This is a genomic window from Alkalihalobacterium elongatum (assembly GCF_019024285.1).
Lineage (GTDB): Bacteria > Bacillota > Bacilli > Bacillales > Bacillaceae_F > Alkalihalobacterium > Alkalihalobacterium elongatum.
Genome location: NZ_WMKZ01000001.1, coordinates 526238 through 551137, shown reverse-complemented (window position 1 = coordinate 551137; position 24900 = coordinate 526238). Strand labels below are relative to the sequence as shown.

Genomic DNA, 24900 nt, shown 5'->3' with positions numbered 1-24900 from the left:
AAATATAGGTATAATAAGGTGAAATTAGCTAGTTGAGGTGGTAAAGATCGGAAATCATTATACGATAGGATTAGCAGGGCATATAGACCACGGAAAAACGTCATTAACTAAAGCGCTGACTAATATGGAAACAGATCGATTAAAAGAAGAACGAGAACGCAATATATCAATAGAATTAGGCTATGCCTATTTTCCGCTTTCTAGTGAGCTTATGATTTCGGTTATTGATGTACCAGGACATGAAAGATTTATTAGACAAATGATAGCTGGTGTAGCTGGGATTGATCTTGTCTTACTCGTTGTCGCTGCAGATGAGGCTGTCATGCCTCAAACGAAAGAACATATTGAAATTTTAAGTCTACTTGGTATTGAGAGAGGGATTATTGTTGTAACCAAGGTTGATAAAGTAGAAGAAGATTTATTTGCCTTAGTAGAAGACGATATTCGCTCTCATTGTGAGGGAACGTTTCTCGAAAAAGCGCCTTTATGTTACGTTGATAGTACTAGCTTGAAAGGAATTGGAGAATTAAAGCAATTAATACATGATGGACTAAACGATGTAACTAGACGTAATGTTATTGGCCCTTTTCGTTTGCCTATAGATCAAGTATTTACAGTACATGGGCAAGGTACGGTCGTTAGAGGAACAGTTTATGAAGGAAAGGTTCAAGAAGGAGAGTTTCTAGAAATTCTGCCCCAAGGACAAAAGGTACGAGCAAGACAAATACAAGTTCATCATCAGCCAGTTCAAGTAGCTATTGCAGGGCAAAGAGCAGCTATTAACATTGGAGGCTTATCAATAGATGAGATTAAGCGGGGAGATGTCCTCGTTTCATCACAACATTATTCGGTAACGACGCAACTAGATGTATCATTACAAGTTGTTAAAGACTTAGAATATCCTGTTAAGCAAAGAGGTTATATCAAAATACATATTGGAACTGCAGAAGTTTACGGTAAAATCATCATGTTTGACCGAAATCAACTAAAAGAAAAAGAAGAAATTCTTTGTCAGTTGCAGCTAGAAGAACCCGTTGTTACAAAAAGGGGTGATCGGTTTATTTTAAGGCGTCCGTCACCTGTGGAAACAATTGGTGGTGGGATGGTTATTAATCCAAATGGTCAAAAGTATCGCTTTGGTGAAAGAACCATAGAAATGCTAAAAAGAAAACAAGTCGGAGAACCAAGAGATATTATTATAGAAGTTATCAAAACACACCAGACCATTACTCAAGAGGAGTTAATAATTCAAGCAGGGATCCAAGAAGATGAATTGGATCCTATCATAAGAAAGCTTTTAAATGAGAGTGTGCTCATCGAATGGGTGAGGGGACAGTTTACGTTAATGTCTCTTTATGAAGAAATTTTACTACAAATTAAAGAAGAGTTAAGAGAATTTCATGATTGTAACCCGATGCAAATTGGGAAAAAGAAGGCAGAGATTGTTCAGAGCTTTAGCTCAAGTGTAAAAATAAAACTTCTCGAATATTTTATTTATTCTGGTGTTGAAAAAGAGGAACTGAAAAAAGAAGGTCCATATCTTGCATTAAGAGAATATTCACCTTCTGTTCCAAAAACATGGGAAAAGCGTGTTGACTTTATATGTGAAGGATTAAAGGAAGAAGGGGTCAATGTATCACCGTTAATAGAATGGTTTAAAAAACAGCAAGTTCCTCAAACACTACATGAGGAAATAAAGCATTTCTTGGTGAGAATTAAGCAATTGTATGGCCTTGATGAGAAGCACTTTATCCACGAAGAAGTACTTAAGGATGTAGTCACAAATTTAAAGAATGGAACGAGTGAAGAATTTTCGTTAAAGGATGCAAAAGAAGTATTAGATGTCTCAAGAAAATATCTCGTACCTTTGTTAGAGCTTCTAGATCGTTTAGGATATACGAGTCGTAAAGACCAAAATAGAGTATGGAAATAAAAAGTGCCAGGCACCTCCGACTAAAGTTTGGGGTCTGCCTGGCGTTTAATATGTAAAGGGGAATCTTACTTTACATAAATAGCTTTTTCTTGTTTGGCAATTACTTTTCCGATGATACTTACATCTTCAATTCCTTTATCAAGTAATTCATTGATATAGGTTTGTGCATCGTGTTCTGGGAGGCTAATTAGTAGCCCACCTGAAGTTATTGCATCACAAAGTATCGCTTTCATACTTTCTGTAAGAGGTTCGTCATAGTAAACGAAATCGTTTAACCACTTTGCATTTGCTTTAGAACCCCCTGGAATAATTCCCTTTTCTGCTAATTCGTACGTACCGTTCAATAAAGGTACAGTAGTATGGTCAATAATAAAGCTAACTTCGCTTGCTTTTGCCATCTCAAAAGCATGTCCTAATAACCCAAAGCCTGTGACATCAGTAACAGCATTTGGTTGAAATGAAGTCAATGCTTCAGCAGCAGTTTTATTTAGTGTAGCCATCGCTTCAGTCACTTTTGCTTCTTGTTGATCTGTTACAGCATTTCTTTTGATTCCTGTTGTTAAGATCCCAACTCCAATTGGCTTAGTTAAAATAAGCACATCTCCGTTTTTAGCTCCGAAGTTTTTAAATACACGTTCAGGGTGAACAAATCCCGTAACTGAAAGGCCGAATTTAGGTTCTTGGTCATCAATTGAATGACCGCCAATAATAACAGCTCCAGCTTCTTTTACTTTGTCTGCTGCTCCTAAAAGAATTTGTGCAAGCATTTCTTCTGGGAGTTTCTTAATAGGGAATCCAACGATATTTAAGGCTGTCTTCGGTGTTGCACCCATTGCATAAACATCACTTAATGCATTGGCAGCAGCAATTTGGCCAAACATATAAGGGTCATCGACAATTGGTGTGAAATAATCAACTGTCTGAACAATGGCAAGATCATCTGTAATTTTATAAACGCCAGCATCATCTGACGTCTCTAAACCGACAAGGAGATTTGGATCTTCAATATTCTTAGGTAAATGACACAAAACTTGTGCCAGGTCTCCTGGACCTAATTTACATCCTCAGCCAGCTTTTGTCGACATCGCTGTAAGACGGATTTTCTCACGTTCGTCCATTACTGTCCCCTCCTTCCGACTTTGCATAATTACAGTATAATGAATGTCTTTGCATACTGGCAAATGATACATTACAATGAACGTAAAAATACAATTAATGAAGGGAAGGTTTATATGAGTTACAAAGTTGCTGTTCAATTTTGCATGATGTGAAACTTCGCACCTAAAGCCGCAAGTTTTGCGGAAGAGTTATTTAATCACTTTCGAGGAAATATTGAAACCTTAGAGTTAATTCCTAGTTCGGGTGGTGCTTTTGAAGTAACAGTGAATGGGCAGAAGCTCTATTCAAAGCTGGAAACAGGTGAATTTCCTGATACAAGTCTGATTATTAATAAAATGGAAAAAATGTAAGAGACGATAGAGGCTGACAAATTAAATTATATCAGCCTCTTATTCATGGTATTTAAGCAATGAATGAGAGGAGGGCTTTTATGAATGAATTATTAAGACAACTACCACCAATCCATGAGATACAAAAAGCTGAAAGGTTTATCAGTTTAAAAGAACAGTTTAACCTTTCAGCTGAACAGCTAACTGGATTAGCACAAGAAATTGTGGAAAACATTAGAACAAAGATGATCAATGGATCAATAGATGACAATATAACAAGTGGCAAACATATTGAGGAAATGATATATAGCGAACTGGAAATAAAAGCCAAGAAAGCAACAGTACACACCCTACAACGTGTAATTAATGGAACGGGAACAATTTTACATACAAACTTAGGTAGAGCAAAGCTAAGTGAACAAGCGGTTAAACAAGTGGTGTTAACGGCAAAAAACTATTCGAATTTAGAATACAATGTTGAAAAAGGTTCAAGAGGATCAAGACACGATATTATTGAGGATGTTATTAAACAGGTGACTGGGGCAGAAGCGGCGATGGTTGTGAATAATAATGCTGCCGCGGTTTACTTTATCTTAAAAGCTTTAGCCAAAGAAAAAGAGGTTGTCGTTTCTCGTGGTGAATTAGTTGAAATTGGCGGCTCGTTTCGAGTCTCGGCTATTATGGAAGAGAGTGGAGCGATCCTTAAGGAAGTTGGAACGACAAATAAAACACATACATATGATTACGAAGATGCAATAACAGAACAGGCAGCTATGATTATGAAAGTGCATACAAGTAATTTTAAAACAATCGGTTTTACTGCTTCTGTATCATTAAAGCAATTAATTTCAATAAAGAAAAATCACCCACAAGTCATCCTATATGAGGACTTAGGAAGCGGAGCCCTTCTAGATTTTCGCGACTACGGCATCGGAGAAGAACCGACAGTAAAAGAAGCATTAAAGAATGGAGCAGACATTGTGTCTTTTAGTGGAGATAAGCTTTTGGGTGGTCCGCAATCGGGTATTATTGCTGGAAAAAAAGACATCATACAACAATTGAAAAAGCACCAATTAGCGAGAGTTCTTAGAGTCGATAAAATGACACTAGCAGCACTCGAAGCTACTTTAAAGGCCTATACACATTCTGAAGAAAAAATTACAGATATTCCTACCGTGAAGGCCATCTTAGAGCCAACTAAAAGTATTCAAAAAAGGGCAATGGATTTTCTCGAACAGGGAAGAGGTTTACCTTTTCATTTGAAGGTTGAACATGGAACATCCCAAATTGGCGGAGGTACGATGCCAACGGTTGAACTAAACACATATTTAGTGTCTATTACACGCAAAGGTTGGAGTGCGCAGCAATTATTCAATGATTTACGAGGAAGTGAACCTCCAATTGTTACTCGTATTATTGATGATAAAGTACATATTGATCTACGTACAATCACGGAAGAAGAAATCGGACTTATTATTTCACAACTCCACCAATTAGATTAACGCTTGATTTTGTTACATCCATCAGTGGAGCGATGAACGACTACCACTGATGGAAAGCTTTTTACGTTAACCCTCACCATCTGTTTGGCCAACATGATTACGTTGTTTTACCTTTTTTGACCCTTTCATTGGAGCTGGTTGACCAGGATTTTCACCCTTAGGAGCATTTTTACGAATATCTTTATATGAGTTATGCTCTGCCATTATTATCCCTCCTTACTCGCAAATGTAATGCCCTAATAGTATCTAAAATCTTCATACGGTTTATTCGATGAATAAAGCAACTTGAAGTAATGAAAAATAAAATGAAAATATAGAGGAGGGATACAATGCCTTATCATAAAGATAAACAACAATCGTTCCAAGCTGCGGAACAAGCTTTTGTTCAAGCACAAGAAGCTACAGCTTCGATCGACTCTTCAAGGGCAGATTATGGTTCTAATGTAAAAAGAGCAAAGCAAGAAATAGAAGAAGCTTTTACACAAATCAATAAAGCTTTGACAAATGCATCAGAACATCAAAGGGAACAGTTAAATAAATATGAACAAGACTTAGAACGATTAAGTAACCAAGTTGAGGAATAAAACTTTAGAGGATGTCACCAAAAGCCTAGCTTTTGGTGACATCCTCTTTTTTGGTTAGCGTTATTATTAATGTTCTTATTGATTTTTCTTTTTCTTCTTATTATTTTGTCGCTGTTCTTCAGTTAATGGCTCATTTGCCATTTCTTGTCCAAACTTGGAATTATACCCTACGTCTTTCCCTTGTCCTTTAGCAGCATTTGCTCCAGGAATAATATGGTTAGATTTACGTTTTGTCAATGAAATCACCTCCATTTCAATAGTTTTTCTAAAATCTTAATATTAATTTAAAAAATTCATTTATTCTTTAAGAATCTTTTGCTATTCTAGAGTAGGGAAAATGACAATCCAATGTAAAAGCGCTTTCTAAGAAGCTTTTACAAATTAGTTACACTTTTTTTCCCAACTATTTCGACAACTTTGTCAATCTGTTATATAATAGCTATGAGGAGGGAATACATATGAAAAATAATACTTTTAACGCACGTTCATCTTTTGAAGTTAATGGTAAGAAATATGATTACTATAGACTTCAAGCATTAGAAGAAGCTGGTGTTGGAAATGTCTCTAAGCTTCCTTATTCTGTTAAGGTTCTATTAGAGTCAGTTCTTCGCCAAGAAGACGGTTTTGTAATTAAGAAAGAACATGTAGAAAATTTAGCTAAATGGGGAACTAGTGAAGTAAAAGACATCGATGTACCATTCAAACCTTCACGTGTAATTTTCCAAGACTTCACTGGAGTACCATGTGTCGTTGACCTTGCTTCTTTACGTAAAGCAATGGCGGACCTTGGTGGAGATCCACAAGAAATCAACCCAGAAATTCCTGTTGATCTTGTAATTGACCACTCAGTACAAGTAGACAAAGCAGGTACTGCTGACTCATTAGAGTTCAACATGAACCTTGAATTCCAACGTAATGAAGAAAGATATCAGTTCCTTAGCTGGGCGCAAAAAGCATTTGATAACTATCGTGCTGTTCCACCAGCAACAGGTATCGTTCACCAAGTTAACTTAGAATATTTAGCAAATATTATCCAAACGGCAACAGATGAGAATGGTACAGTAGCATTACCAGACTCAGTATTTGGTACTGACTCTCATACAACAATGATTAACGGTATTGGTGTACTTGGATGGGGTGTTGGTGGTATTGAAGCAGAAGCTGCAATGCTTGGACAACCTTCATACTTCCCAGTTCCAGAAGTTATCGGTGTAAAAGTAACTGGTCAACTTCCAAGTGGAACTACAGCTACTGACGTAGCATTAAAAGTTACACAAGTACTTCGTGAAAAGAAAGTTGTTGGTAAATTCGTTGAGTTCTTCGGTGAAGGGCTTGCACAAATGCCACTTGCAGATCGTGCAACAATCTCAAACATGGCTCCTGAATATGGTGCTACATGTGGTTTCTTCCCAATTGATGAGGAAGCATTAAACTACTTACGCCTAACAGGACGTTCGGAAGAGCAAATCAAGCTTGTTGAAGAATATTGTAAAGCAAACAGCTTGTTCTACGTTCCTGGTGAAACTCCAGATCCAGTATTTACTGACGTAGTAGAGTTAAACCTTTCTGAAATCGAAGCTAACCTTTCGGGTCCTAAGCGTCCACAAGATCTTGTACCACTTTCTAAAATGCAAGAGTCTTTCCGTAACGCTGTAGTTGCACCACAAGGAACTCAAGGATTAGGTCTTTCTGAAGACGAGTTTAACAAAGAAGTTACTGTTCAATTAGCAAATGGTAACGAAACTACAATGAAAACAGGTGCTATTGCAATTGCTGCAATCACAAGTTGTACAAATACATCTAACCCGTACGTTCTTGTAGGGGCAGGTCTTGTTGCGAAGAAAGCAGTAGAAAAAGGCTTACAAGTTCCTGAGTATGTAAAAACTTCTTTAGCACCAGGTTCAAAGGTTGTAACAGGTTACTTACGTGACTCTGGTTTACTTCCTTACCTTGAGCAATTAGGATATAACATTGTTGGTTACGGCTGTACAACATGTATCGGTAACTCGGGTCCTCTTGCAGATGAGCTTGAAAAAGCAATCGCTGACAATGACTTAACAGTTACTTCTGTACTTTCTGGTAACCGTAACTTTGAAGGACGTATTCACCCGTTAGTAAAAGCGAACTACTTAGCTTCACCTCCATTAGTAGTTGCTTACTCATTAGCAGGTACTGTAGATGTTGATCTTAAGAACGATCCAATCGGTAAAGATAAAGACGGAAACGATGTATTCTTTAAAGACATTTGGCCAACCGCTGAAGAAGTTTCTGCTGTTGTAGAACAGACTGTAACTCCTGAGTTGTTCCGTAGAGAATATAACGATGTATTCGAAAGTAATGAGCGTTGGAACGAAATCGAAACAACAGAAGATGCGCTTTATAAGTGGGATGACGAGTCTACTTACATCGCAAATCCTCCTTATTTCGAAGGACTTTCTAAAGAGCCAGGCGAAGTTAAACCACTTTCAGGCTTACGTGTATTAGGTAAATTTGGTGATACAGTAACAACTGACCATATATCACCTGCTGGTTCATTCAGTAGTACGACTCCAGCTGGAAAATACCTAGTTTCTAAAGGTGTTGAGCCAGTAGACTTTAACTCGTATGGTTCTCGTCGTGGACACCATGAAGTAATGATGCGTGGTACGTTTGCAAATATCCGTATCCGTAACCAAGTAGCTCCTGGTACAGAAGGTGGATATACAACTTACTGGCCAACTGGCGACGTAATGGCAATCTATGATGCGGCTATGAAGTATAAAGAAGATGGTACTGGCCTTGCGATCCTTGCTGGCAAAGATTACGGTATGGGAAGTTCACGTGACTGGGCAGCTAAAGGTACGAACCTTCTTGGTGTTAAGACGGTTATCGCTGAAAGCTATGAGCGTATCCACCGTTCTAACCTAGTATTAATGGGTGTTCTTCCACTTCAATTCTTAGATGGTGATAGCGCTGAGACTTTAGGCTTAACTGGAAAAGAAACGTTTGAAGTAGCAGTTACAAATGATGTTAAACCTCGTGATATTGTAACGGTTACTGCAACTGACGAAGCTGGAAACCAAAAACAATTTGATGTATTAACTCGTTTTGATAGCGAAGTTGAAATTGAGTACTACCGTCATGGTGGAATTCTTCAAATGATCCTTCGTAACAAACTAGCTAACGAAAGAACAAAAGCATAATAAAACAAAAAAAACAAGGCTGACCTAATGGTCAGTCTTGTTTTTTTGTGTCCATTCAAAGGAGGTTATTATCCTCTATTTTTATTCAATTAATTCCCTAATCCTTATTTTATTTCTTAATATAATACGTAGCCCTGTCTGTCTTAATCGTCATGAACTCCCTGGATGTTTCGAAAGATAAAAGCTGACGAATCGGTAATTCATAACTATTTAACGGAAGCTTTGCTTTTCCGTTAGAATGAACGACTGTACCCTTTCCGCGTAATTGAATGGTATATGGGTCAACATAATCATCAGTATCTTCCACTTGTTCAACGATTTCTACTTCCTCTAGAGACAGAGTATTTCTGTCTACATCATCTCGTTCTTGTTTCTCAATAGAAAGTTGTTCCCCTTTCCAATCATTTAGGTGATTAAGTATGGATTGAATTTCTTTGTTTGACTTGCTAGACATTTTAAGTCCCCCTTCCATTTTACATTCATATTTTTTTCTACTTTAGCCAAACCTATGAACGAAAATCAAAACTTCTGTGAAAGAGAGGAAAAAAGTAATGGGACGTACAAAAAAAGGTAATGCTAATGCCAATCGAAATAACAATGCAAAGAAACAAGGTAAACAAAATCATACAGAAGAATTTGCTTCGTATGCAGAAGTAGAATCTGAAAAAATGAGCCGTGACATGGATAAGTAAGGAGAACAGAAATGACTGTACAAACTCAAATGCAACAAGCATTAGCTCAAGCTCAAAGTGTTCAAGCTAGTCTCGTGCAATTTTCTTTGGAGACTGAAAACCAGCAAGCTAAGCAAATGTTTGAGCAGTTGGCGCAACAGCAAAAAAATATCTGTAATTTACTTGAAGGTCGATATCAACAAGTATTAAACGAGGAGCCGCAATATAATCAAAATCAGTAATAGAATTGGAGCTAATTTCACGGATCTTTCTGGCTTCTTTCAAGACTAAAAGTTCTGGCTGACTCTTTCGTGAATATACACTCCGCAAAGTGTATATTACATTCAGATTGAGTCAGCCTCCTTAATGTAGAAAGGAGTATATGTTGCATGTTTGAATTTTGGACAGGGTCCCCTGATTTGGCAGTATCTGGTTTCTTATTTCGTGCACTTATTGTATATATATATATCTTCTTAATGGTGAAAATGTTAGGGCAGCGTTCAATGAATTCGATTAATCCAATCGACTTTATTTTTGGAGTAATAATTGGGGATATTGTTGGTGAGCCTTTGTCTAGTGGTGATCTCCCATTAGGAGGTCCGTTAGCAGCAGCAGCGTTAATAGCTGGTTTACATTTGGCCTTGTCAGTCATTGCACTACATACGCCACGATTTCGGAGAGTTATCGAAGACGAGCCAATAATATTAGTTCGCCATGGGAAAATTTTGAAAAAGGAAATGAAAAAGGCTAAAGTAACTATAGAGTCGTTGTTAATGGACTTAAGGTTACTCGAAGTATCTGATTTAAATGAAGTTGACTATGCCATTTTAGAAGCAAATGGACAGATTAGTGTAATTAAGAAGAGTCAATACCAATCGATAACCCCAGAGGATATGTCCATACAAACTTCGCAAAAAGGGTATCCAACCGTACTTATTGAAGATGGACATATAATTTTAGCTAATGTAAAAAAAGTTGGCACTGTCGATTGGCTTAGGGAACAAGTGACAAAGCATGGCTATGGCAGTTATAAAGACATCTTTTTAATGACAATGGATGAAGGAGGGCAAATCTATATAAGCCCACAGGAAGGTCAAGAGGGTGTGAATTAACATTTCACACCTTAGTTTAAAACCAATTATATCAACATAATTGGTTAACAAAGCTAAGCTATAAAGTAAGAGTTTTCTTACAATTATGTATAAATTCACTCCAAAATAGTAAAAATAGTGATATTATTTGTTAGGAGTGATTTATGTATGAGAAGAGTTAGAAAGTTATCATTTGAGGAATTAGTCCAAGAAAATAAACGACAATTGTTAAGTGATAAAGAGGCGCTTGAAAAACTAGAAGAGCGCTGGGAACAAAGAATTCAAAAAGAGAATGGAGCGGCTTTATAATTAGCTTTAGTTGTAGTAATTACTTAACACGACTTTTTGCTAAGATTTAGCATTCCTTTTACTTCGTTCTTATCAAAAAAATGCCACTTATGAAGAGTTCCCTTTCTGCTTAAATTATAGGTAGAGAAAGGGGGAGAACAATGGCAAAGTCAAAGCACGCTTTTGATAAGTTTCGCCCAAATCATCTAGGTACACAGCCTAGAAAAAGTGATTCTAATAACGGAAAGAAAATGAATACAAAAGGAAATGAACATCCAGATTATGTCCCGCCAAAAGGTTAAATCGTAAGTGCTAGTTTGCCTCAATTACAGGGGGGTGCTATAAAATGATAGCATCGGCTCAATTGAGGCCTAGCACTTATTTTGTTGTTGTTGACCATCTGTCCAACAACATTAATTTATTTTACTATCACTTTTTCCTCGTAACCTAAATAGTGCCGTGCTATCATGAAGAAAACAATATATAACGAGGAGATAGTATGGGTAAAGAACAATATCATTACTGTGCTACTTGTAAGCACTTTAGAGTCTTAAAAAACAATGGAAATATTCATTATTTTTGTTCGCGTTTAAAGTATGAAACAAAGCCAAATTATCAATTTAATTGTTGGGATCCAAAAGAAGCTGTTGTAAAAATAATGCAAAAACGTGGTGTTGAATTGTGATGAAATTCATCAAAAATTTGAGAAGAAAAAGTCTTGTCTAATCGTCCAAAAAAATGAATAATGAAACAAAGGTCAACTTAGGATGTAGATTAGAAGGACGTGTTTTCTATTAATAACAATCGAAATTTATCTTCTTCTCAACAAGTAAGAGTCTTTGCTCTTGTTTTATTTATAATTTACTTGTGCTTACTTTTTTACGTCACGTTGTTTGCTTGGAATTATGGAGCTTCACTTGGAGCTGAAGGGCCAGGTGGCCGCAATTACAATTTAATTCCTTTCCGAAGTATTTACCGCATCTCTGTTTTTAGTAAAGACATAATGGATCCTATTACGATATTAGTAGGAAATGTTATCCTATTTATGCCGTTTGGATTTTTACTGCCATTTGTAATCAAACAACTTAAAACAGTCATTCTAAAAATTACAATTACTGGTTGTATCATATCAATTTTTATTGAGTCGAGTCAGTTTATGTTTACGTATCGCGTTGCAAATATTGATGATGTTATTTTAAATACATTTGGTGCATTTATTGGAGCACTCCTATTTGTATTTCTGAGGTCGATTAAAAGACGGGTTATCATTTTTTATAAAAAATAAGGAACCTTAACATTCTTCTTTTTGTTAAGGTTCCTTATTTTATGATTCGTTTATTTGTAAGACGCGCTTTTTCCACAATTTAAAGCATCCGAAGACGATTACAACAAAGCCTGCATATAGAAGGAAGATTAAAATAAGATCACGGGGATTTGTTATAAGAGTATTCCCGACAACCGCAAATAACATCATAGATGGCATTTTACCGAGTGATGACGCTATCGCATAGTTGATAAAAGATACACGACTTAATGCAGAATAAATATTTACGATAATGGAAGGTATCACAGGTATTAATCGACTTAAGAAGATCGCAAAAAAAGCATTTCGCTCGAACAAAACCGTGACTTTTTCTAGTGGCTTGTAGTTACGCAAGACTGCGTTACCCCAATCCTGAAAACTAAAACGTACGACGATAAACATGATGATTGAAGCTGCAGAGGAACCTACCCATATAACAAATGCTCCTAAGGCTGGCCCGAATGCAGCTCCAACGATACCACCGATAATAGGATATGGAATAATGGGAAATAAAGATAGTAAAGTAGCTACGATCATTGTTAATAATAAATAATCTCTTGCATACGTATTCAGACAAGCTATTAATTGATCGCCATAAATGTATAATAAATATCCGATGATGATATAAAGAGTGACTGCACCAATTTTTTTAAACATTAAACTCTCCTCGTGGCTAAGTATAGTATTGTTAAAATAAGAACAATGTTATTAAAATCATCTAACTGTAACTTAAACAATTATAACGAGACAAGTCTTTGATTAAAAGAAATAAAGTAAAAAAACTTTTTACTTTTCACAATTAGTTCACATTGTTAATATATAATATATAATACATAGATGAATACTTGGTTTTATAGGAGTGAAAGTAATGAAAAAATTAATCGGGTTTTTAATTGTTTTTTGTTTATTGATGCCTTTACATGTTTTGGGGCATTCATATGTCGGTTCATCTACTCCTAGTGAAGGAGAAGTGGTGAATGAACCATTAAAAGAAATTGTATTACAGTTTGATGCGGGAATTGAGGAACATACATCAATCGACCTCGCTGATGAGGACGGTGTAAATATTCCAATCCGCAATCAATATGTTGAAGAACGAACTTTAGTAGCTTTACTTAACGAATTAATCTACAGTGGTCAATATACGATACAATGGACGGCTTTAGGAAGTGATGGACATACAACTGAAGGTACGATTTCTTTTACGGTAGATGCACCCGAACCAGAGGTCGTTGAAGAAGAAATTCCTGAAGTAGATGTGGAAGTTCCACAGGTTAATGAAGAAGTTTTAGAGGAAGAAAGTGTTGAAGAAGAACAAATTGAGACTGAAGAAATCGTAGAAGAAGAGACTGAAGAAGCGGCAAATTTCATTCTATTTATACTACTCGGTATTGTTGTAGTTATTGGAGCTATAGTCCTTGTACGTCGCCGTAAATAAGTGGAAAAGGGGGATTAAAAATGGTTGAAGTGAGTCAGGCCTTAATGTATGTTTTATTTTCATTTTTGTTAGGTATAGCTTTACTTTCAGTTATACCTAGTCACTGGAGACCATCTTTTCTTGTGAAAAGCCGTTTGGTTTATGGAAGTATTGGTTTAATCCCCTTATTAAGTATCGTACCAGTAATATCGGTGTCCTATTATATTCACATCCAGTATGAAGCTCCGTTTCTCTCAACCTTAACGCAGGTTGTACTTGGATATAAAATCGGGCAAGCGTGGATGGTTACGATGATTTTGGCTTTACTAGTGGGTGTTAGTTATTTCTTCATTGAACAAACTCAAGCAATGGTCGCAAAAAGTCTATTTTTTATTCTCGTTATTGCGTTTACGATTTCATCGAGCTGGGCAAGTCATGCTGCTTCTTTAGATGAGGCAGGGGGCTTTTTGTATAATGGCATGCACTTTATTGCTGCAACGATCTGGATGGGTACAATTTTCATCGTCAGTTGGTTTACGAATGATGATAATTTACAAAAATGGTCTTCGTTTATTCGTTGGTTTTCATCAGTCGCGATAGGTGCTGTAAGTATGTTAATTTTATCTGGACTATTACTAATGACAATTATAGTTCCTGAATATGTGAACTCTTGGGTGCTTTCTTATGGTCAGTTGCTACTTTTAAAGCATATTTTAATTATTCCCATCGTTGTATTTGGGATAGTCCACGGCTTCTTTTTAAGATTTAGATTACAAAAAGTGGGTATTTTACGCTTTAAGCGAACGTTAAAAGCGGAGAGTGTTGTTGGTCTGATGATATTTGTTATTACGGCTATCATGACTGAAAGAGTACCTCCTCATGAAGTTGCTAGAACATTGCAGACGACTGATCCTTCATTGTTGTATCAATGGATCATTGGTGATCATGTTGGAACATTAGTACCACTGTCTTTCTCGTTTAATTGGATTTCAATAAGTCTATTAATTAGCTCTTCGCTATTACTCCTACTCTTAATATTAGTAATTATCAAAGGTCAAGGGTGGATTAGGATCACGGTCTTGTCTACTGTTTTTACGGTAGTGACATTAATGGGACTTTTACTAAGTACACAACCATCAAGTCAAGGGTGGATTGGAGCAGAACCGTTCAGCTCTCCTTTAGAAGCAATTAATTCTAGTCAAGATGGTGATGTAGATATATTAGTGGAACGTAGGCTCCACGATGGATTTGTCGCAGTTGTTTATCATATTGACTACGACCGATTAGCGGCAGAGCTTCTATATAAAGAGGATGAAGAGTACTATTTAGTCAACGATAGTAATTTAATGATTGGTGGTATTCCGATCAGTGAATTGGATCATAAAATTCGAACTTTTATCGTTAGAAACGGTCCTTGGCTTCAAGATAATCGACCTTATACGTATGTAACTATTGGCCATATGCGTGAGCCAGTAGGTGTTGAAAAAGTCACGATATATTTTGAAGGAGATACAAGTGAAGCACAAATAGATAATAATACGTTTATCAACGTCATTAGTGCAGACACTGAATGGGATCCTAACCATCCAATTGAATTCTTAGATGACAATGATGAAGTAATTGGTGGATATATGAGAGGGTTTCTTGAAGAGGGGGTATATTGCCATTAGGAAATTTTGTGGAGGAAGCGTAGCTTTCTCCTATTTTATTTTCCGACAACTTCACATATTTCGTTTTCCGAAAAAGATGGTACAATAAAGGAAATTAATCGTGAAGTAGAGGGAAAATGATGGTAAAACAAAACAAACCTATTATAACGTATATAATGTTAGCTGTAGCAACAAGTATATGGGGTAGTGCATTTATTGCAGGGAAGGTTGCGGTAGAGAGCTTTGAGCCAGCTACGGTTGCCTTTTTTCGTTTTTTAGGAGCAACACTTTTGTTGTTTCCAATCATGTGGATGATGGAAAAAGACCGTCCAAAGCCGTCGAAAAAAGATTGGGGAATGTTTGCGTTATTAGGTCTAACAGGAATAGCCATTTATAATATTTGTTTTTTCTTAGCAAGTAAACATGCACCAGTGATAAAGAGTTCTTTGTTTATTGCCTCAAATCCTGTGTTAATTGTCCTTTTATCTGGATGGTTTTTAAAGGAAACGATTACAAAGCGTCATATTATTGGGATGTGTGTAGCTTTATTTGGAGTTGTTATTATTATTTCTAATGGTCATTTACTTGACTTAGTTAGAGTAGGCTTCGAACCAATTGATCTTATATTAATTGGTGCTGTTATTAGTTGGGCACTATATAGCGTATTAGGTAAAGTCGTTCTAGGAAAATACAGTGCGATTGTATCAACGACGTATGCTGTATTTTTTGGAACGCTCTTCTTGTTGCCGTTCGCTCTTTATGAACTGACTTGGTCTCAAATACAAGATGCGTCAATAGGTGTTTGGGCTTCACTTCTTCATATGAGCATTTTTGTTACAGTTATTAGTTTTATTATGTATTATCAAGGTATTAAAAAGGTTGGTGCTGCTAAGGCATCGATATTTATTAATGTAATGCCTGTTTCTGCTGTAATAATGGCCACGTTATTTTTAGGAGAAACATTCACTTTTGCTCACGGAATAGGGGCGGTCTTTGTTCTAGCAGGGGTTTATATTGGGACTTATGTGAAAGCAAAAAAACAAAAAGAAGATATTCAGCCAAAAAAGGTAATGGTAAAATAAAGTAATAGTGAGACATAGAGGTGATCAACTTGATAAGCGAACTTAGAGTCTCAATTGAAAAAATAGATAATGATGTTAGCGAATGGCTTAAAGCCCCTGATCAATTAGTTCAAGAAGCGTTAGCCCTTCGATATCTAACGTTTTTAGAAGACCGTATAGAACCTGCTTCTCAAAGGCTGCGGGCATCAGTCTTAAGTTTATTGGCATTAAAAAGAAGAGATCGATATAGTCTTGATGATCCGTTACTTTTGAAATGGATAGATGAGGCATTAGAAATTGAACCGAATCAACCCATAGCTAATGAGATCCAAACGGAACGGTTAATATCACAATTACAGTTCGAAATCATTCCAGAAAAATTACCGCAAATAAGGGAAACCGACCATGGGGCGTCGAAGAAAAAAATAGCCCACGATTATTTTCAAATTTCAAATCATTTTTTCACAAGAGCGTCAGAAGCACAGGCTATTCTTAATCGTGCAAAACAATCTGCAGAGTTGAATAATAACATTCGTCAAATCGAAAAAGTAAACAGACTTGAAGACATAATTTCTAACCTACATGAACCGATGTTATCAATTGCAAAGGCAACCGAAGCGTATCAGGAGTCAGCCATAGGCATTTTCTACTCAACATCACAGTTAAATGAAATTAGAGCCTCAATTAAATCTATTGAAGAATTGAAGGAAGATTGGCAGAAAGCAGTACAACAAGAAAAAGAAACGAAAACTACGGACTCATATCCACAATCACTAAAAACGTTAAATCAGCTAATCGGGCTATCAGAAGTAAAGAACCGAATAACAGGGTTGTACCATTTCCTTCAATATCAACGCCGCCGTAAAGAGGAAGGGTTTCATATACAGGATGACTTAAGTTTAAATATGATTATTACAGGAAATCCAGGCACAGGTAAAACGATGCTAGCTCGTCTTCTCGCAAAAATATATTTTGAATTAGGTATCCTACCACGTGAAGATGTTCTTGAAGTCGATCGCTCACAACTAGTTGGTGGGTTTGTTGGGCAAACAGAAGAAAATACATTAAAGATTATTGAAAAAGCGGTAGGTGGTGTCCTTTTTATTGATGAGGCGTATAGCTTGAAACGTGAAGGGGCTTCAAGTAATGACTATGGTCAGTCGGTTATTGATACATTAGTTTCTGCGATGTCTAGCAGTGAGTATGCTGGGAAATTTGCTGTTATCTTAGCAGGCTACCCTGAGGAGATGCGTCAGTTTTTATGGACAAACCCAGGCCTTAGAAGTCGGTTCCCAGAGCCCAATCATATTCATTTACCAGACTACTCCATTGATGAATTATTATTAATCGGGGAAGGAATGGCGTTAGAGAATGATTTTGTCATTTCTATGGAGGGGCATAGAGAGTTGAGAAAACGGATTGAAACAGAGCAAGTAGATGAAACGTTTGGAAATGCTCGTACGGTGAAAAACATTGTCCTTGATGCAATCTTTAAAAAGGGATCTCGTGTTGATACTGCAAAAGCTCTAACGATCGAGCAGTTAACGATACTTGATGGGCAGGACATAAAAGTTGATCGTCATGATTTTGAAGAAAATAAAGAAAGTGCTTTGGATCGCCTTTCTCGGTTAATCGGTTTAGAAGAAGTGAAAAAGGAAGTGGAGGCACTTAGTTCGCTAGTGCGGGTTCAACAATTACGAGCTGAAAAGAATATGCGTGTCATTCCTATTCAACTTCATTCTGTTTTTACCGGGAACCCAGGTACAGGAAAAACGACTGTAGCAAAGTTATTCTCAGAGTTATTAAAGGAAATGGGCCTTTTAAAACGTGGGCACCTAGTAGTTGCTGGTAGGACAGACCTTGTTGCTGGTTATGTCGGACAAACTGCAATAAAAACAAAGAAAAAGATTCGTGAAGCATTAGGTGGCGTCCTTTTTATTGACGAGGCCTACTCTTTATCAGCAGGTGGAGAAAAGGACTTTGGCCGCGAAGCTATTGATACGTTAGTTGAGGAAATGACACGCCATAATGAAAATCTTGTCGTCATCTTAGCGGGATATCCAAATGAAATGGACAAGTTAATAGCGCAAAATCCAGGGCTTGAGTCGAGGTTTAAAAAGTATATTCATTTTCATGATTATTCCAAAGATGAAATATTAAGAATGATCACCATGTATGCAATAGAATATGGCTATCAGTTAGATGATGAGGCAATCGATTATGTTGAAAAACAAATCAAAAAAATCGAGATAAATGGTAATGGGCGGTTTGCAGTAAATTTAGTTGAATTAGCTATTCGCGAACAAGCACAACGAGTATGTCAGATAAAAGAGCCTGACATTGAGCCTCACGATCTTATGACATTGAAGAAAGAGGATTTTGTTTTTAATTTTGACTTGTTTCTCGAATGAATTAACGGTTTTTTGAGGGACGGAATTAACTCTCTAAAAAAGGAGTTCAGTAAACAATGAAGAAATCAGTAACTGAAATTGAAGTGCGTTATAAAGAAACGGATCAAATGGGTGTTGTTCACCATTCCAATTATGTTGTTTGGTGTGAGCTAGGGCGAACACATTTAATTAAAGAGTTAGGCTTTAATTATGCAGAAATGGAAAAAGAAGGGGTATTATCACCTGTTACAGCCATTAATTTAGCATATAAATATCCTGCAAAATATGGAGATACCGTTACGATTGAAACATGGATAGAGAGGTATGACGGCTTAAGGGTTGTTTATGGTTATAATATTGTAAATCCAGATGGTGTTCAATGTGTAACAGGAACTAGCGAACACGTTTGTGTAAAAAAAGAGTCATTCCGTCCAATTTCTATCAGAAAGCATTTACCTGATTGGCATGCTGTTTATGAGCGTGAAAAAAAGGAAGTAAAGTAAAGTTCTGGACTGAATATTAAGATACCTCGGGCAGCAAAATAGATTTGTACAAATCTTAAAGGAGGGATCTTTATGGCTAAACCAGATAATCGTAAAAATAACGTAGAACGATTACAACAAATGCGGGAAAATACAATCCAAAACATTGAAGCAGCTGAAGAGACGCTAGCTCAAAGTGATATGGACGGAGCAGAAAGACAAGCTGTTGAACAAAAAAATGAGCGTCGTCGTGAAAGTATCCACGCATTTGAAGCAGAAATTAAGGATGAACAAGAAGACCGCGAGCGCGGTAATTACTAATTAATGTAGTAGGTATTGCCTAAAAGCAATGCCTGCTTTTTTTGTTATTAGGCTCTTTGTAAAAAAGTGTTGCTATTTCTTCCAGCTGCGAAGGGTGATATTAAAAACCTGTATGGAGAATTTTTAGATAGAGCCCCCTAAATGAAAGATTTTCTAACAAAACTACTGACAAAATTCATATTGTCATGTATATGTAGAGGTGGAGAAACTCGTTTGACTTGGTAAGAAACGGGTAAATTAATAGTAGGACGGAAATGTTACTGGAGGTAATACAATTGACAAAGATGCAAGAACAAATTATTGAGGCTCTTAAAGTACAACATGAGATAGACGCGAAACTAGAAGTTAGAAAAAGAGTGGAATTTTTGAAATCATACTTACTTCATACTGGTATGAAAGGGTATGTACTAGGTATTTCAGGTGGGCAAGATTCTACTTTAACAGGTAGGCTGGTTCAATTAGCTGTCAATGAGTTGAATAGTGAAAATTCTTCCGAGACGTATACGTTTATTGCGGTTCGACTTCCGTATGGTGTTCAATTAGATGAACAAGATGCTCAAGATGCGCTTGATTTTATAAAACCTTCTAAAAGAATATCAGTGAATATAAGGCCAGCAGTTGATGCTACCTATACTACATTCACAGAAGCAACAGGTGAAAAATTATCCGATTTTAATAAAGGAAATACAAAGGCAAGGGAACGAATGAAAGTACAATATGATCTTGGCGCTCATTTTCAATGCTTAGTTGTCGGAACTGACCATGCAGCTGAAGCAATTACTGGTTTTTATACGAAACACGGCGATGGTGCTTGTGACATTGCACCCCTATTTGGATTAAATAAGCGTCAGGGAAAAGCATTACTTAAAGAATTAGGCTGTCCTCCACATTTATATGAAAAGGTACCAACGGCTGATTTAGAAGAGGATCGTCCAGCTTTACCAGATGAAGTCGCTTTAGGGATGACCTATGAACAGTTAGACGATTATTTAGAAGGAAAAGATGTTCCAGAGGATATCAAGGTAAGGATTGAAAAACGTTATTTAATGAGTCAACATAAGCGGCATTTACCAGTGACGTTATTTGATAGTTGGTGGAAGTAGATGATTAGACCGTCAGTAATTAAGTTAACCCTTTACTGATGGTTTTTTTTGCTGGAGTAAATGTAATCATTAATGACCTCGAGGAGCTATGAATTTGTATATACTGACCATTTGCGAACTAAACAAGTGATCTGGTATGTTGATCATAGTAATATAAAAATAATGGATAATGAAAAGGGTTGATTTAATGGGAAAAGGATATGAGAATGCCGACTTACATATGCATTCAACAGCTTCTGATGGGGGGTACCGACCAAAAGAGCTACTCCAAAAATGTAAGGACGTTGGCCTTCAATATATAGCACTTACTGATCATGATACAACTGCTGGTGTTAAAGAAGCAATAGAAACAGGGAAAGAGCTGGGTATAACTGTAATTCCTGGAATTGAATTTTCTACAAAATATAATGGTAAAAGTGTACACATTTTAGGCTATGGATTAGATTATGATAATCATGAATTACGTGAGATGTTAAAAACTCAACAGATGTTGAGACGGAAACGACTTGATGTCATCTTAGGGAAATTAAAAAAAGAAGGAATGGAGTTAACGGCTGAAGATGTTTTAGAGTTTGTAGACGGTGGAAGCATTGGCAGACCTCACGTTGCAAAGGCTTTAATAAAGAGGAAGTACGTAAATGATGTAAAAGAAGCCTTTGATAAATTTTTAGCAGAAGGGCGTCCTTGTTATGTACCTAAAGATAAAGAGATGACTCCAGAAGAAGCATTAGGTTGGATACATCGTATGAATGGAGTTTCGGTTATCGCACATCCTGTTTATTATGACTTGGATGATTGGATTGAAACTCTAGTTGTTAAATATGGCTTACAAGGAGTGGAAGTTTATCACCGTGACCATTCCAAAGAGGATCGAGCCCATTATGAAAATCTAGTAAAACAAATTGAGGAGAAACATAATACCTCTTTACTTATGACTGGTGGCTCAGATTTCCACCATGAGGATTACGGAAGGGTTCCTGAACCATTAGGAGTAACGAGAATTCACAATAGTTACGCTAAGGACTTAATTACTAAAATTCAAAAAAAGAAAAGATAGTTTGGAAACCTATGATAAAATAAAAGCATTACATTTGGTAAAGAGAGTGAAGGGGATTGCGTCTTATACAGATAGATGACTATAAGCAAGAATCAATGGAGCTTGGTAAACCTATTTATGATGTTAAGGGGAGAGTATTGTTAGGGGCTGGTCACAGAATCCACCCTAAATATTTAGAAAAGCTTAAAAGTTTAGATATTAGGTATTTAATTGTAGAGGATGCTGTTTCAAAAGGGATTACACTAGATGAAATAATAGATATGCCTACATGGATTGATGCGATAAGATCGGTTTATTCTGCTTATAAAACTATTAAAGACCAGCACATGCTCCCTTTTAGGGAATTACAAAGTACCGTTAAAAAGTTAATAACAGAAGTAAGAAGACGAAGAGTTATCATGTTAGCACCATCTACTTATGCAGCAGATGAAGTACAGGAACAAGCGCATTGCGTAAATGTAACTTTAATCGCCCTGCAACTTGGGAAATTTCTTAAATACAACGAACTACAACTAAACAACCTAGCATTTGGTTGTTTAGTTCATGATATTGGTAAAGCTGTTTCGGATAGATACGAAGATCATCCTGTTAAAGGATTTAATTTAATTAGGAACGTCCGTGAGGTTCACTTAGCTTGTGCGCATATCGCTTATCAACATCATGAATGTATGGATGGCCAAGGTTTTCCAAGAAAAATAGCTGGGAATGAAATCTTAGAATTTGCCCAAATATGTGCGATTGCTAATGAATATGAACATCTTATATCGCATGAACGAATAAGTCCATATACAGCAATAGAAATGCTCATGACAAAGTCAGATCAAGTTTATTCACATAAAATTGTTGATGCACTATTTAAGAGTATTCCTTCATACTTACCAGGTATGAGAGTTGAGTTGAATACTGGTGAGGAGGCGATCGTAACGAAGATTGAAAACCACCTTCACCGACCGTTCATTAGATTGCTAGAAAGTGGGGAAGAATACTCTCTTGAAGACAACCCTACAGTTATAATTAAGGGAGAGTTGTCTTCGTTCTAAACTTAAAATGTATTAGTTTTCACTGTCGTTTAAATTAGAGTGACTTGAAATGAATATTTCGTTCAAAGCTTGGGAGGCTAGCTGGTCAGCTTCCCGATTTTCTTTTCTTGAGATAGATTTGTAATTAATATTGAAACCTAGTTGTTTCGTTTTTTTCTCAATACGATCTAACCATCGATCTAAATCTTCCTCGTAACAAGGCCATTCATTTGTTAATTGATTAATTACGACTAAAGAATCTCCTTTTATTGTTAGATCAGTATGGTGGACTTCCAGCTCTTCTAACTGTAATAATAAGTTCCAAAGAGCAGCATATTCGGCTTCGTTATTTGAATCGATTTCTTCAATCCGTTCATTTTTACGTACTCGAAATTTTTGGCCATTTTTTTCATAATAAATTACAACACCTAGGCCAGCTGTATTTGTTGCCTTATCATAGCCTCCGTCAAAGAAGGCTACAATTTGCTGCGGTTCCTCTGCTTCTTTTTCTAAAAGCTTTTCTAGTTCTTTTTTTGTCCATTCCGAATCCATTTGGTCATAAAACTGAAGGGATTTAACTCTACCTGTTTTTTCAATATCTCTAGCCATATAGAGAATATCCTGAACGTTCATAAGTTCAGTCGTTAATAAGTATGTGTTTTTACTCTTGGGAATTTGATAATGCCATTCTATTCGAACTTTCATACGATCCACCTCGATATCTAATTAACAAAGCTAAAAAACAAAGGAAATAATAATTGCGAATTATTTAAATTCATGATAATTTAATAAATTAAAAGGGTAAAGTTTTTAGATCATTTATTTCAGTTTTTTATTTAGATATCCATTTAGTAACTTTATGCCTTGTTTTAACAAAATAAGTTTAACTGCTTTACGAATTACAGGTCCAATCATATATAGTTCCTCCTATTTTAGTAAAAATGTGTGATCCACCTCATGTGGATATAACCGCCATTTAGTGGGGGAAATACAACTAAATGGGCTTGACTTAATAATTAGGATGGTTTATTTAGCTTAGATTTATCCTGCAAAAAGGGGTTAGTATAATGCCAATTAGAGTACCAGATCATTTACCAGCGAAAGAAACTTTAACGAACGAAAATATATTTGTCATGGATGAGAGTAGGGCATATAAACAAGATATACGTCCATTAAAAATCGTTATATTAAACTTAATGCCGATTAAAGAGGTAACAGAAACTCAATTACTCCGTCTTTTAGGAAATACACCATTACAAGTAGACGTTGTATTTATACATCCTGACACACACAAATCGAAGAATACGTCTGAAGAACATTTATCTTCATTTTATAAAACATTTGATGATATTAAAAATCAAAAATTTGACGGGATGATTATTACAGGAGCACCAATTGAGAAGTTAGTCTTTGAAGAAGTAAATTATTGGGAAGAGTTGAAGAAAATTATGGAATGGACAATTTCTAATGTCACTTCAACATTACATATTTGTTGGGGTGCACAAGCTGGACTTTATTTCCATTATGGTGTTCCCAAGTACCCACTGGAGAAAAAGATGTTTGGAGTCTTTGCACATCATGTTAATAATCAAATGAATGTAAAATTGTTAAGAGGATTTGATGATGTGTTCCTAGCTCCTCATTCAAGACACACTGAAGTAAGAAGAGAAGATATAGAAAAAGTTCCAGACCTGGAGATTTTAAGTGAATCACCAGAAGCTGGTGTTTATATGGTTGCTTCAAAAAATGGAAAACAAATTTTTGTATCAGGTCATTCTGAATATGACTGTTGTACCTTACAAGATGAATATGAAAGAGATGTAAATAAAGGGTTAAATATTGATATGCCAATCAATTACTTTCCTAATAATAATGTAAAAGAAAAGCCACTTTTACGTTGGAGAGCCCATTCTAATTTATTATTCTCAAACTGGCTAAATTACTACGTGTATCAAGAAACACCATACGATCTTTCTAAATAAAAGGCCCTTTTAATGTTTAGTGTTACGGGTGTCATTAAAAGTTGAAAAAGCGAGGGATTTCTTATAGGAAATCTCTTGCTTTTTTTTAAGTTTCTTGAGGTGTGTGAATTACATTTCACATTACGGCCCAGTGATTAACAGAGTATTCTATCAGAGCGTTTCTAAAAGATTGTAGCAACAAAGGCTTAAAAACAGTAAAAAAATTAACTGAACATAAAAAATAGTACTTGCATTGAAGACTGAAACAAGGTGATTTAATAATATAATTTTCTTAATAATTATTTGGTATTGTATCAAGATCTATATTCGTAAATAGTTGGCCTTTTTCAATAAGTATATTTCTGTCACCAATTAATAAATTTTGCATAGGTTTACAATAGGTTAATGTCTATTTTTTAGCTAAAAAAGTAATATCAA

The 24900-nt window shown here is 36.1% G+C and carries 28 protein-coding genes; 22 read left to right on the top strand and 6 right to left on the bottom strand.

Annotation, left to right across the window (positions count from 1 at the left end):
- The first annotated feature begins 37 nt into the window (after positions 1–37).
- On the top strand, positions 38–1933 hold the full coding sequence (gene selB / locus GKP30_RS02815) for a selenocysteine-specific translation elongation factor (protein WP_328703110.1): 1896 nt from the start codon (positions 38–40) through the stop codon (positions 1931–1933).
- Between the two features lie 65 nt (positions 1934–1998).
- Here selB and selD read toward each other — a convergent pair whose 3' ends face one another.
- Positions 1999–3051: a selenide, water dikinase SelD gene (selD, locus tag GKP30_RS02810; protein WP_216827854.1), complete on the bottom strand. Its 1053-nt coding sequence runs from the start codon at positions 3049–3051 to the stop codon at positions 1999–2001.
- 114 nt (positions 3052–3165) lie between these two features.
- Here selD and GKP30_RS23965 point away from each other — a divergent pair, with 114 nt between their 5' ends.
- A complete protein-coding gene (locus GKP30_RS23965; RefSeq protein WP_407928575.1) occupies positions 3166–3402 on the top strand; it encodes an Rdx family protein in 237 nt (78 codons plus the stop codon).
- An 80-nt stretch (positions 3403–3482) separates the two neighbouring features.
- On the top strand, positions 3483–4883 hold the full coding sequence (gene selA, locus GKP30_RS02800) for an L-seryl-tRNA(Sec) selenium transferase (protein WP_216827853.1): 1401 nt from the start codon (positions 3483–3485) through the stop codon (positions 4881–4883).
- Positions 4884–4949: 66 nt separating this feature from the next.
- On the opposite strand, the gene GKP30_RS02795 is transcribed toward selA, so the two are convergent.
- Complete coding sequence (locus tag GKP30_RS02795; protein ID WP_216827852.1) at positions 4950–5087, bottom strand: small acid-soluble spore protein P; 138 nt, start codon at positions 5085–5087, stop codon at positions 4950–4952.
- Positions 5088–5212: 125 nt separating this feature from the next.
- Here GKP30_RS02795 and GKP30_RS02790 point away from each other — a divergent pair, with 125 nt between their 5' ends.
- Positions 5213–5467, top strand: coding sequence for a DUF2524 family protein (locus tag GKP30_RS02790; protein WP_216827851.1), 255 nt, complete (start codon positions 5213–5215; stop codon positions 5465–5467).
- Between the two features lie 75 nt (positions 5468–5542).
- Here the strand turns inward: GKP30_RS02790 and sspO are convergent, their stop codons facing one another.
- Positions 5543–5704: a small acid-soluble spore protein O gene (gene sspO / locus GKP30_RS02785; RefSeq protein WP_075386108.1), complete on the bottom strand. Its 162-nt coding sequence runs from the start codon at positions 5702–5704 to the stop codon at positions 5543–5545.
- 221 nt (positions 5705–5925) lie between these two features.
- Here sspO and acnA point away from each other — a divergent pair, with 221 nt between their 5' ends.
- Complete coding sequence (acnA, locus tag GKP30_RS02780; protein ID WP_216827850.1) at positions 5926–8649, top strand: aconitate hydratase AcnA; 2724 nt, start codon at positions 5926–5928, stop codon at positions 8647–8649.
- Between the two features lie 109 nt (positions 8650–8758).
- On the opposite strand, the gene GKP30_RS02775 is transcribed toward acnA, so the two are convergent.
- Complete coding sequence (locus tag GKP30_RS02775) at positions 8759–9103, bottom strand: hypothetical protein (RefSeq protein ID WP_216827849.1); 345 nt, start codon at positions 9101–9103, stop codon at positions 8759–8761.
- Between the two features lie 97 nt (positions 9104–9200).
- Here GKP30_RS02775 and GKP30_RS02770 point away from each other — a divergent pair, with 97 nt between their 5' ends.
- From GKP30_RS02770 to GKP30_RS02740, 7 genes are all read left to right on the top strand, one after another.
- Positions 9201–9341 carry a hypothetical protein gene (locus GKP30_RS02770; protein WP_216827848.1) on the top strand — a complete coding sequence of 47 codons (141 nt, stop codon included), beginning with the start codon at positions 9201–9203 and terminating at the stop codon, positions 9339–9341.
- 11 nt (positions 9342–9352) lie between these two features.
- A complete protein-coding gene (locus GKP30_RS02765; RefSeq protein WP_216827847.1) occupies positions 9353–9562 on the top strand; it encodes a DUF1657 domain-containing protein in 210 nt (69 codons plus the stop codon).
- Positions 9563–9709: 147 nt separating this feature from the next.
- Entirely contained in the window at positions 9710–10432 is a 723-nt protein-coding gene (locus GKP30_RS02760) for a DUF421 domain-containing protein (protein WP_216827846.1), read from the top strand.
- A 147-nt stretch (positions 10433–10579) separates the two neighbouring features.
- A complete protein-coding gene (locus tag GKP30_RS02755) occupies positions 10580–10720 on the top strand; it encodes an FbpB family small basic protein (RefSeq protein ID WP_216827845.1) in 141 nt (46 codons plus the stop codon).
- A gap of 140 nt (positions 10721–10860) precedes the next feature.
- Positions 10861–11001, top strand: a complete 141-nt coding sequence (locus tag GKP30_RS02750) for an acid-soluble spore protein N (RefSeq protein WP_216827844.1) — start codon at positions 10861–10863, stop codon at positions 10999–11001.
- A gap of 197 nt (positions 11002–11198) precedes the next feature.
- On the top strand, positions 11199–11384 hold the full coding sequence (locus tag GKP30_RS02745; protein ID WP_216827843.1) for a hypothetical protein: 186 nt from the start codon (positions 11199–11201) through the stop codon (positions 11382–11384).
- A 99-nt stretch (positions 11385–11483) separates the two neighbouring features.
- Positions 11484–11984, top strand: a complete 501-nt coding sequence (locus GKP30_RS02740; protein ID WP_328703109.1) for a VanZ family protein — start codon at positions 11484–11486, stop codon at positions 11982–11984.
- Between the two features lie 39 nt (positions 11985–12023).
- On the opposite strand, the gene GKP30_RS02735 is transcribed toward GKP30_RS02740, so the two are convergent.
- Positions 12024–12659 (bottom strand): TVP38/TMEM64 family protein, encoded by a 636-nt coding sequence (locus GKP30_RS02735; RefSeq protein ID WP_216827842.1) that lies wholly within the window; start codon positions 12657–12659, stop codon positions 12024–12026.
- A gap of 211 nt (positions 12660–12870) precedes the next feature.
- Between GKP30_RS02735 and GKP30_RS02730 the strand changes: the two genes are divergently transcribed.
- The 9 genes from GKP30_RS02730 to GKP30_RS02690 all read left to right on the top strand — a co-directional run bounded on the left by GKP30_RS02730 (position 12871) and on the right by GKP30_RS02690 (position 22522).
- Positions 12871–13440, top strand: coding sequence for a copper resistance CopC family protein (locus tag GKP30_RS02730; RefSeq protein WP_216827841.1), 570 nt, complete (start codon positions 12871–12873; stop codon positions 13438–13440).
- A 20-nt stretch (positions 13441–13460) separates the two neighbouring features.
- A complete protein-coding gene (locus tag GKP30_RS02725) occupies positions 13461–15089 on the top strand; it encodes a copper resistance D family protein (protein ID WP_216827840.1) in 1629 nt (542 codons plus the stop codon).
- 119 nt (positions 15090–15208) lie between these two features.
- On the top strand, positions 15209–16150 hold the full coding sequence (locus GKP30_RS02720; RefSeq protein WP_236034848.1) for a DMT family transporter: 942 nt from the start codon (positions 15209–15211) through the stop codon (positions 16148–16150).
- 29 nt (positions 16151–16179) lie between these two features.
- The gene (locus GKP30_RS02715; RefSeq protein ID WP_236034847.1) at positions 16180–18540 is read left to right on the top strand and encodes an AAA family ATPase; all 2361 of its coding nucleotides are present in this window, start codon (positions 16180–16182) and stop codon (positions 18538–18540) included.
- 56 nt (positions 18541–18596) lie between these two features.
- The gene (locus GKP30_RS02710; protein WP_216827839.1) at positions 18597–19022 is read left to right on the top strand and encodes an acyl-CoA thioesterase; all 426 of its coding nucleotides are present in this window, start codon (positions 18597–18599) and stop codon (positions 19020–19022) included.
- A gap of 72 nt (positions 19023–19094) precedes the next feature.
- A complete protein-coding gene (gene tlp, locus GKP30_RS02705) occupies positions 19095–19322 on the top strand; it encodes a small acid-soluble spore protein Tlp (protein WP_216827838.1) in 228 nt (75 codons plus the stop codon).
- Positions 19323–19606: 284 nt separating this feature from the next.
- Positions 19607–20425, top strand: coding sequence for an ammonia-dependent NAD(+) synthetase (gene nadE, locus GKP30_RS02700; protein WP_216828083.1), 819 nt, complete (start codon positions 19607–19609; stop codon positions 20423–20425).
- A gap of 187 nt (positions 20426–20612) precedes the next feature.
- Positions 20613–21482, top strand: a complete 870-nt coding sequence (locus GKP30_RS02695) for a PHP domain-containing protein (protein ID WP_216827837.1) — start codon at positions 20613–20615, stop codon at positions 21480–21482.
- Between the two features lie 56 nt (positions 21483–21538).
- Positions 21539–22522 (top strand): HD-GYP domain-containing protein, encoded by a 984-nt coding sequence (locus GKP30_RS02690; RefSeq protein ID WP_216827836.1) that lies wholly within the window; start codon positions 21539–21541, stop codon positions 22520–22522.
- A 12-nt stretch (positions 22523–22534) separates the two neighbouring features.
- On the opposite strand, the gene GKP30_RS02685 is transcribed toward GKP30_RS02690, so the two are convergent.
- Positions 22535–23206 (bottom strand): reverse transcriptase-like protein, encoded by a 672-nt coding sequence (locus GKP30_RS02685; protein WP_216827835.1) that lies wholly within the window; start codon positions 23204–23206, stop codon positions 22535–22537.
- A gap of 362 nt (positions 23207–23568) precedes the next feature.
- Here GKP30_RS02685 and metA point away from each other — a divergent pair, with 362 nt between their 5' ends.
- Entirely contained in the window at positions 23569–24483 is a 915-nt protein-coding gene (gene metA / locus GKP30_RS02680) for a homoserine O-acetyltransferase MetA (RefSeq protein ID WP_216827834.1), read from the top strand.
- The last annotated feature ends 417 nt before the right edge of the window (positions 24484–24900 follow it).

What these genes read in the sequence shown, in the direction of transcription:
- tlp (WP_216827838.1), top strand. Translation starts at nt 19,095, where the DNA reads ATGGCTAAACCAGATAATCGTAAAAATAACGTAGAACGATTACAACAA.
- GKP30_RS02750 (WP_216827844.1), top strand. Translation starts at nt 10,861, where the DNA reads ATGGCAAAGTCAAAGCACGCTTTTGATAAGTTTCGCCCAAATCATCTA.
- GKP30_RS02730 (WP_216827841.1), top strand. Translation starts at nt 12,871, where the DNA reads ATGAAAAAATTAATCGGGTTTTTAATTGTTTTTTGTTTATTGATGCCT.
- GKP30_RS02735 (WP_216827842.1), bottom strand. Translation starts at nt 12,659, where the DNA reads ATGTTTAAAAAAATTGGTGCAGTCACTCTTTATATCATCATCGGATAT.
- nadE (WP_216828083.1), top strand. Translation starts at nt 19,607, where the DNA reads ATGCAAGAACAAATTATTGAGGCTCTTAAAGTACAACATGAGATAGAC.
- acnA (WP_216827850.1), top strand. Translation starts at nt 5,926, where the DNA reads ATGAAAAATAATACTTTTAACGCACGTTCATCTTTTGAAGTTAATGGT.
- selA (WP_216827853.1), top strand. Translation starts at nt 3,483, where the DNA reads ATGAATGAATTATTAAGACAACTACCACCAATCCATGAGATACAAAAA.
- GKP30_RS02720 (WP_236034848.1), top strand. Translation starts at nt 15,209, where the DNA reads ATGGTAAAACAAAACAAACCTATTATAACGTATATAATGTTAGCTGTA.
- GKP30_RS02770 (WP_216827848.1), top strand. Translation starts at nt 9,201, where the DNA reads ATGGGACGTACAAAAAAAGGTAATGCTAATGCCAATCGAAATAACAAT.
- GKP30_RS02790 (WP_216827851.1), top strand. Translation starts at nt 5,213, where the DNA reads ATGCCTTATCATAAAGATAAACAACAATCGTTCCAAGCTGCGGAACAA.
- GKP30_RS02765 (WP_216827847.1), top strand. Translation starts at nt 9,353, where the DNA reads ATGACTGTACAAACTCAAATGCAACAAGCATTAGCTCAAGCTCAAAGT.
- GKP30_RS02755 (WP_216827845.1), top strand. Translation starts at nt 10,580, where the DNA reads ATGAGAAGAGTTAGAAAGTTATCATTTGAGGAATTAGTCCAAGAAAAT.
- GKP30_RS02760 (WP_216827846.1), top strand. Translation starts at nt 9,710, where the DNA reads ATGTTTGAATTTTGGACAGGGTCCCCTGATTTGGCAGTATCTGGTTTC.
- metA (WP_216827834.1), top strand. Translation starts at nt 23,569, where the DNA reads ATGCCAATTAGAGTACCAGATCATTTACCAGCGAAAGAAACTTTAACG.
- GKP30_RS02745 (WP_216827843.1), top strand. Translation starts at nt 11,199, where the DNA reads ATGGGTAAAGAACAATATCATTACTGTGCTACTTGTAAGCACTTTAGA.
- GKP30_RS02710 (WP_216827839.1), top strand. Translation starts at nt 18,597, where the DNA reads ATGAAGAAATCAGTAACTGAAATTGAAGTGCGTTATAAAGAAACGGAT.
- GKP30_RS02725 (WP_216827840.1), top strand. Translation starts at nt 13,461, where the DNA reads ATGGTTGAAGTGAGTCAGGCCTTAATGTATGTTTTATTTTCATTTTTG.
- GKP30_RS02695 (WP_216827837.1), top strand. Translation starts at nt 20,613, where the DNA reads ATGGGAAAAGGATATGAGAATGCCGACTTACATATGCATTCAACAGCT.
- GKP30_RS02775 (WP_216827849.1), bottom strand. Translation starts at nt 9,103, where the DNA reads ATGTCTAGCAAGTCAAACAAAGAAATTCAATCCATACTTAATCACCTA.
- GKP30_RS02685 (WP_216827835.1), bottom strand. Translation starts at nt 23,206, where the DNA reads ATGAAAGTTCGAATAGAATGGCATTATCAAATTCCCAAGAGTAAAAAC.
- GKP30_RS02795 (WP_216827852.1), bottom strand. Translation starts at nt 5,087, where the DNA reads ATGGCAGAGCATAACTCATATAAAGATATTCGTAAAAATGCTCCTAAG.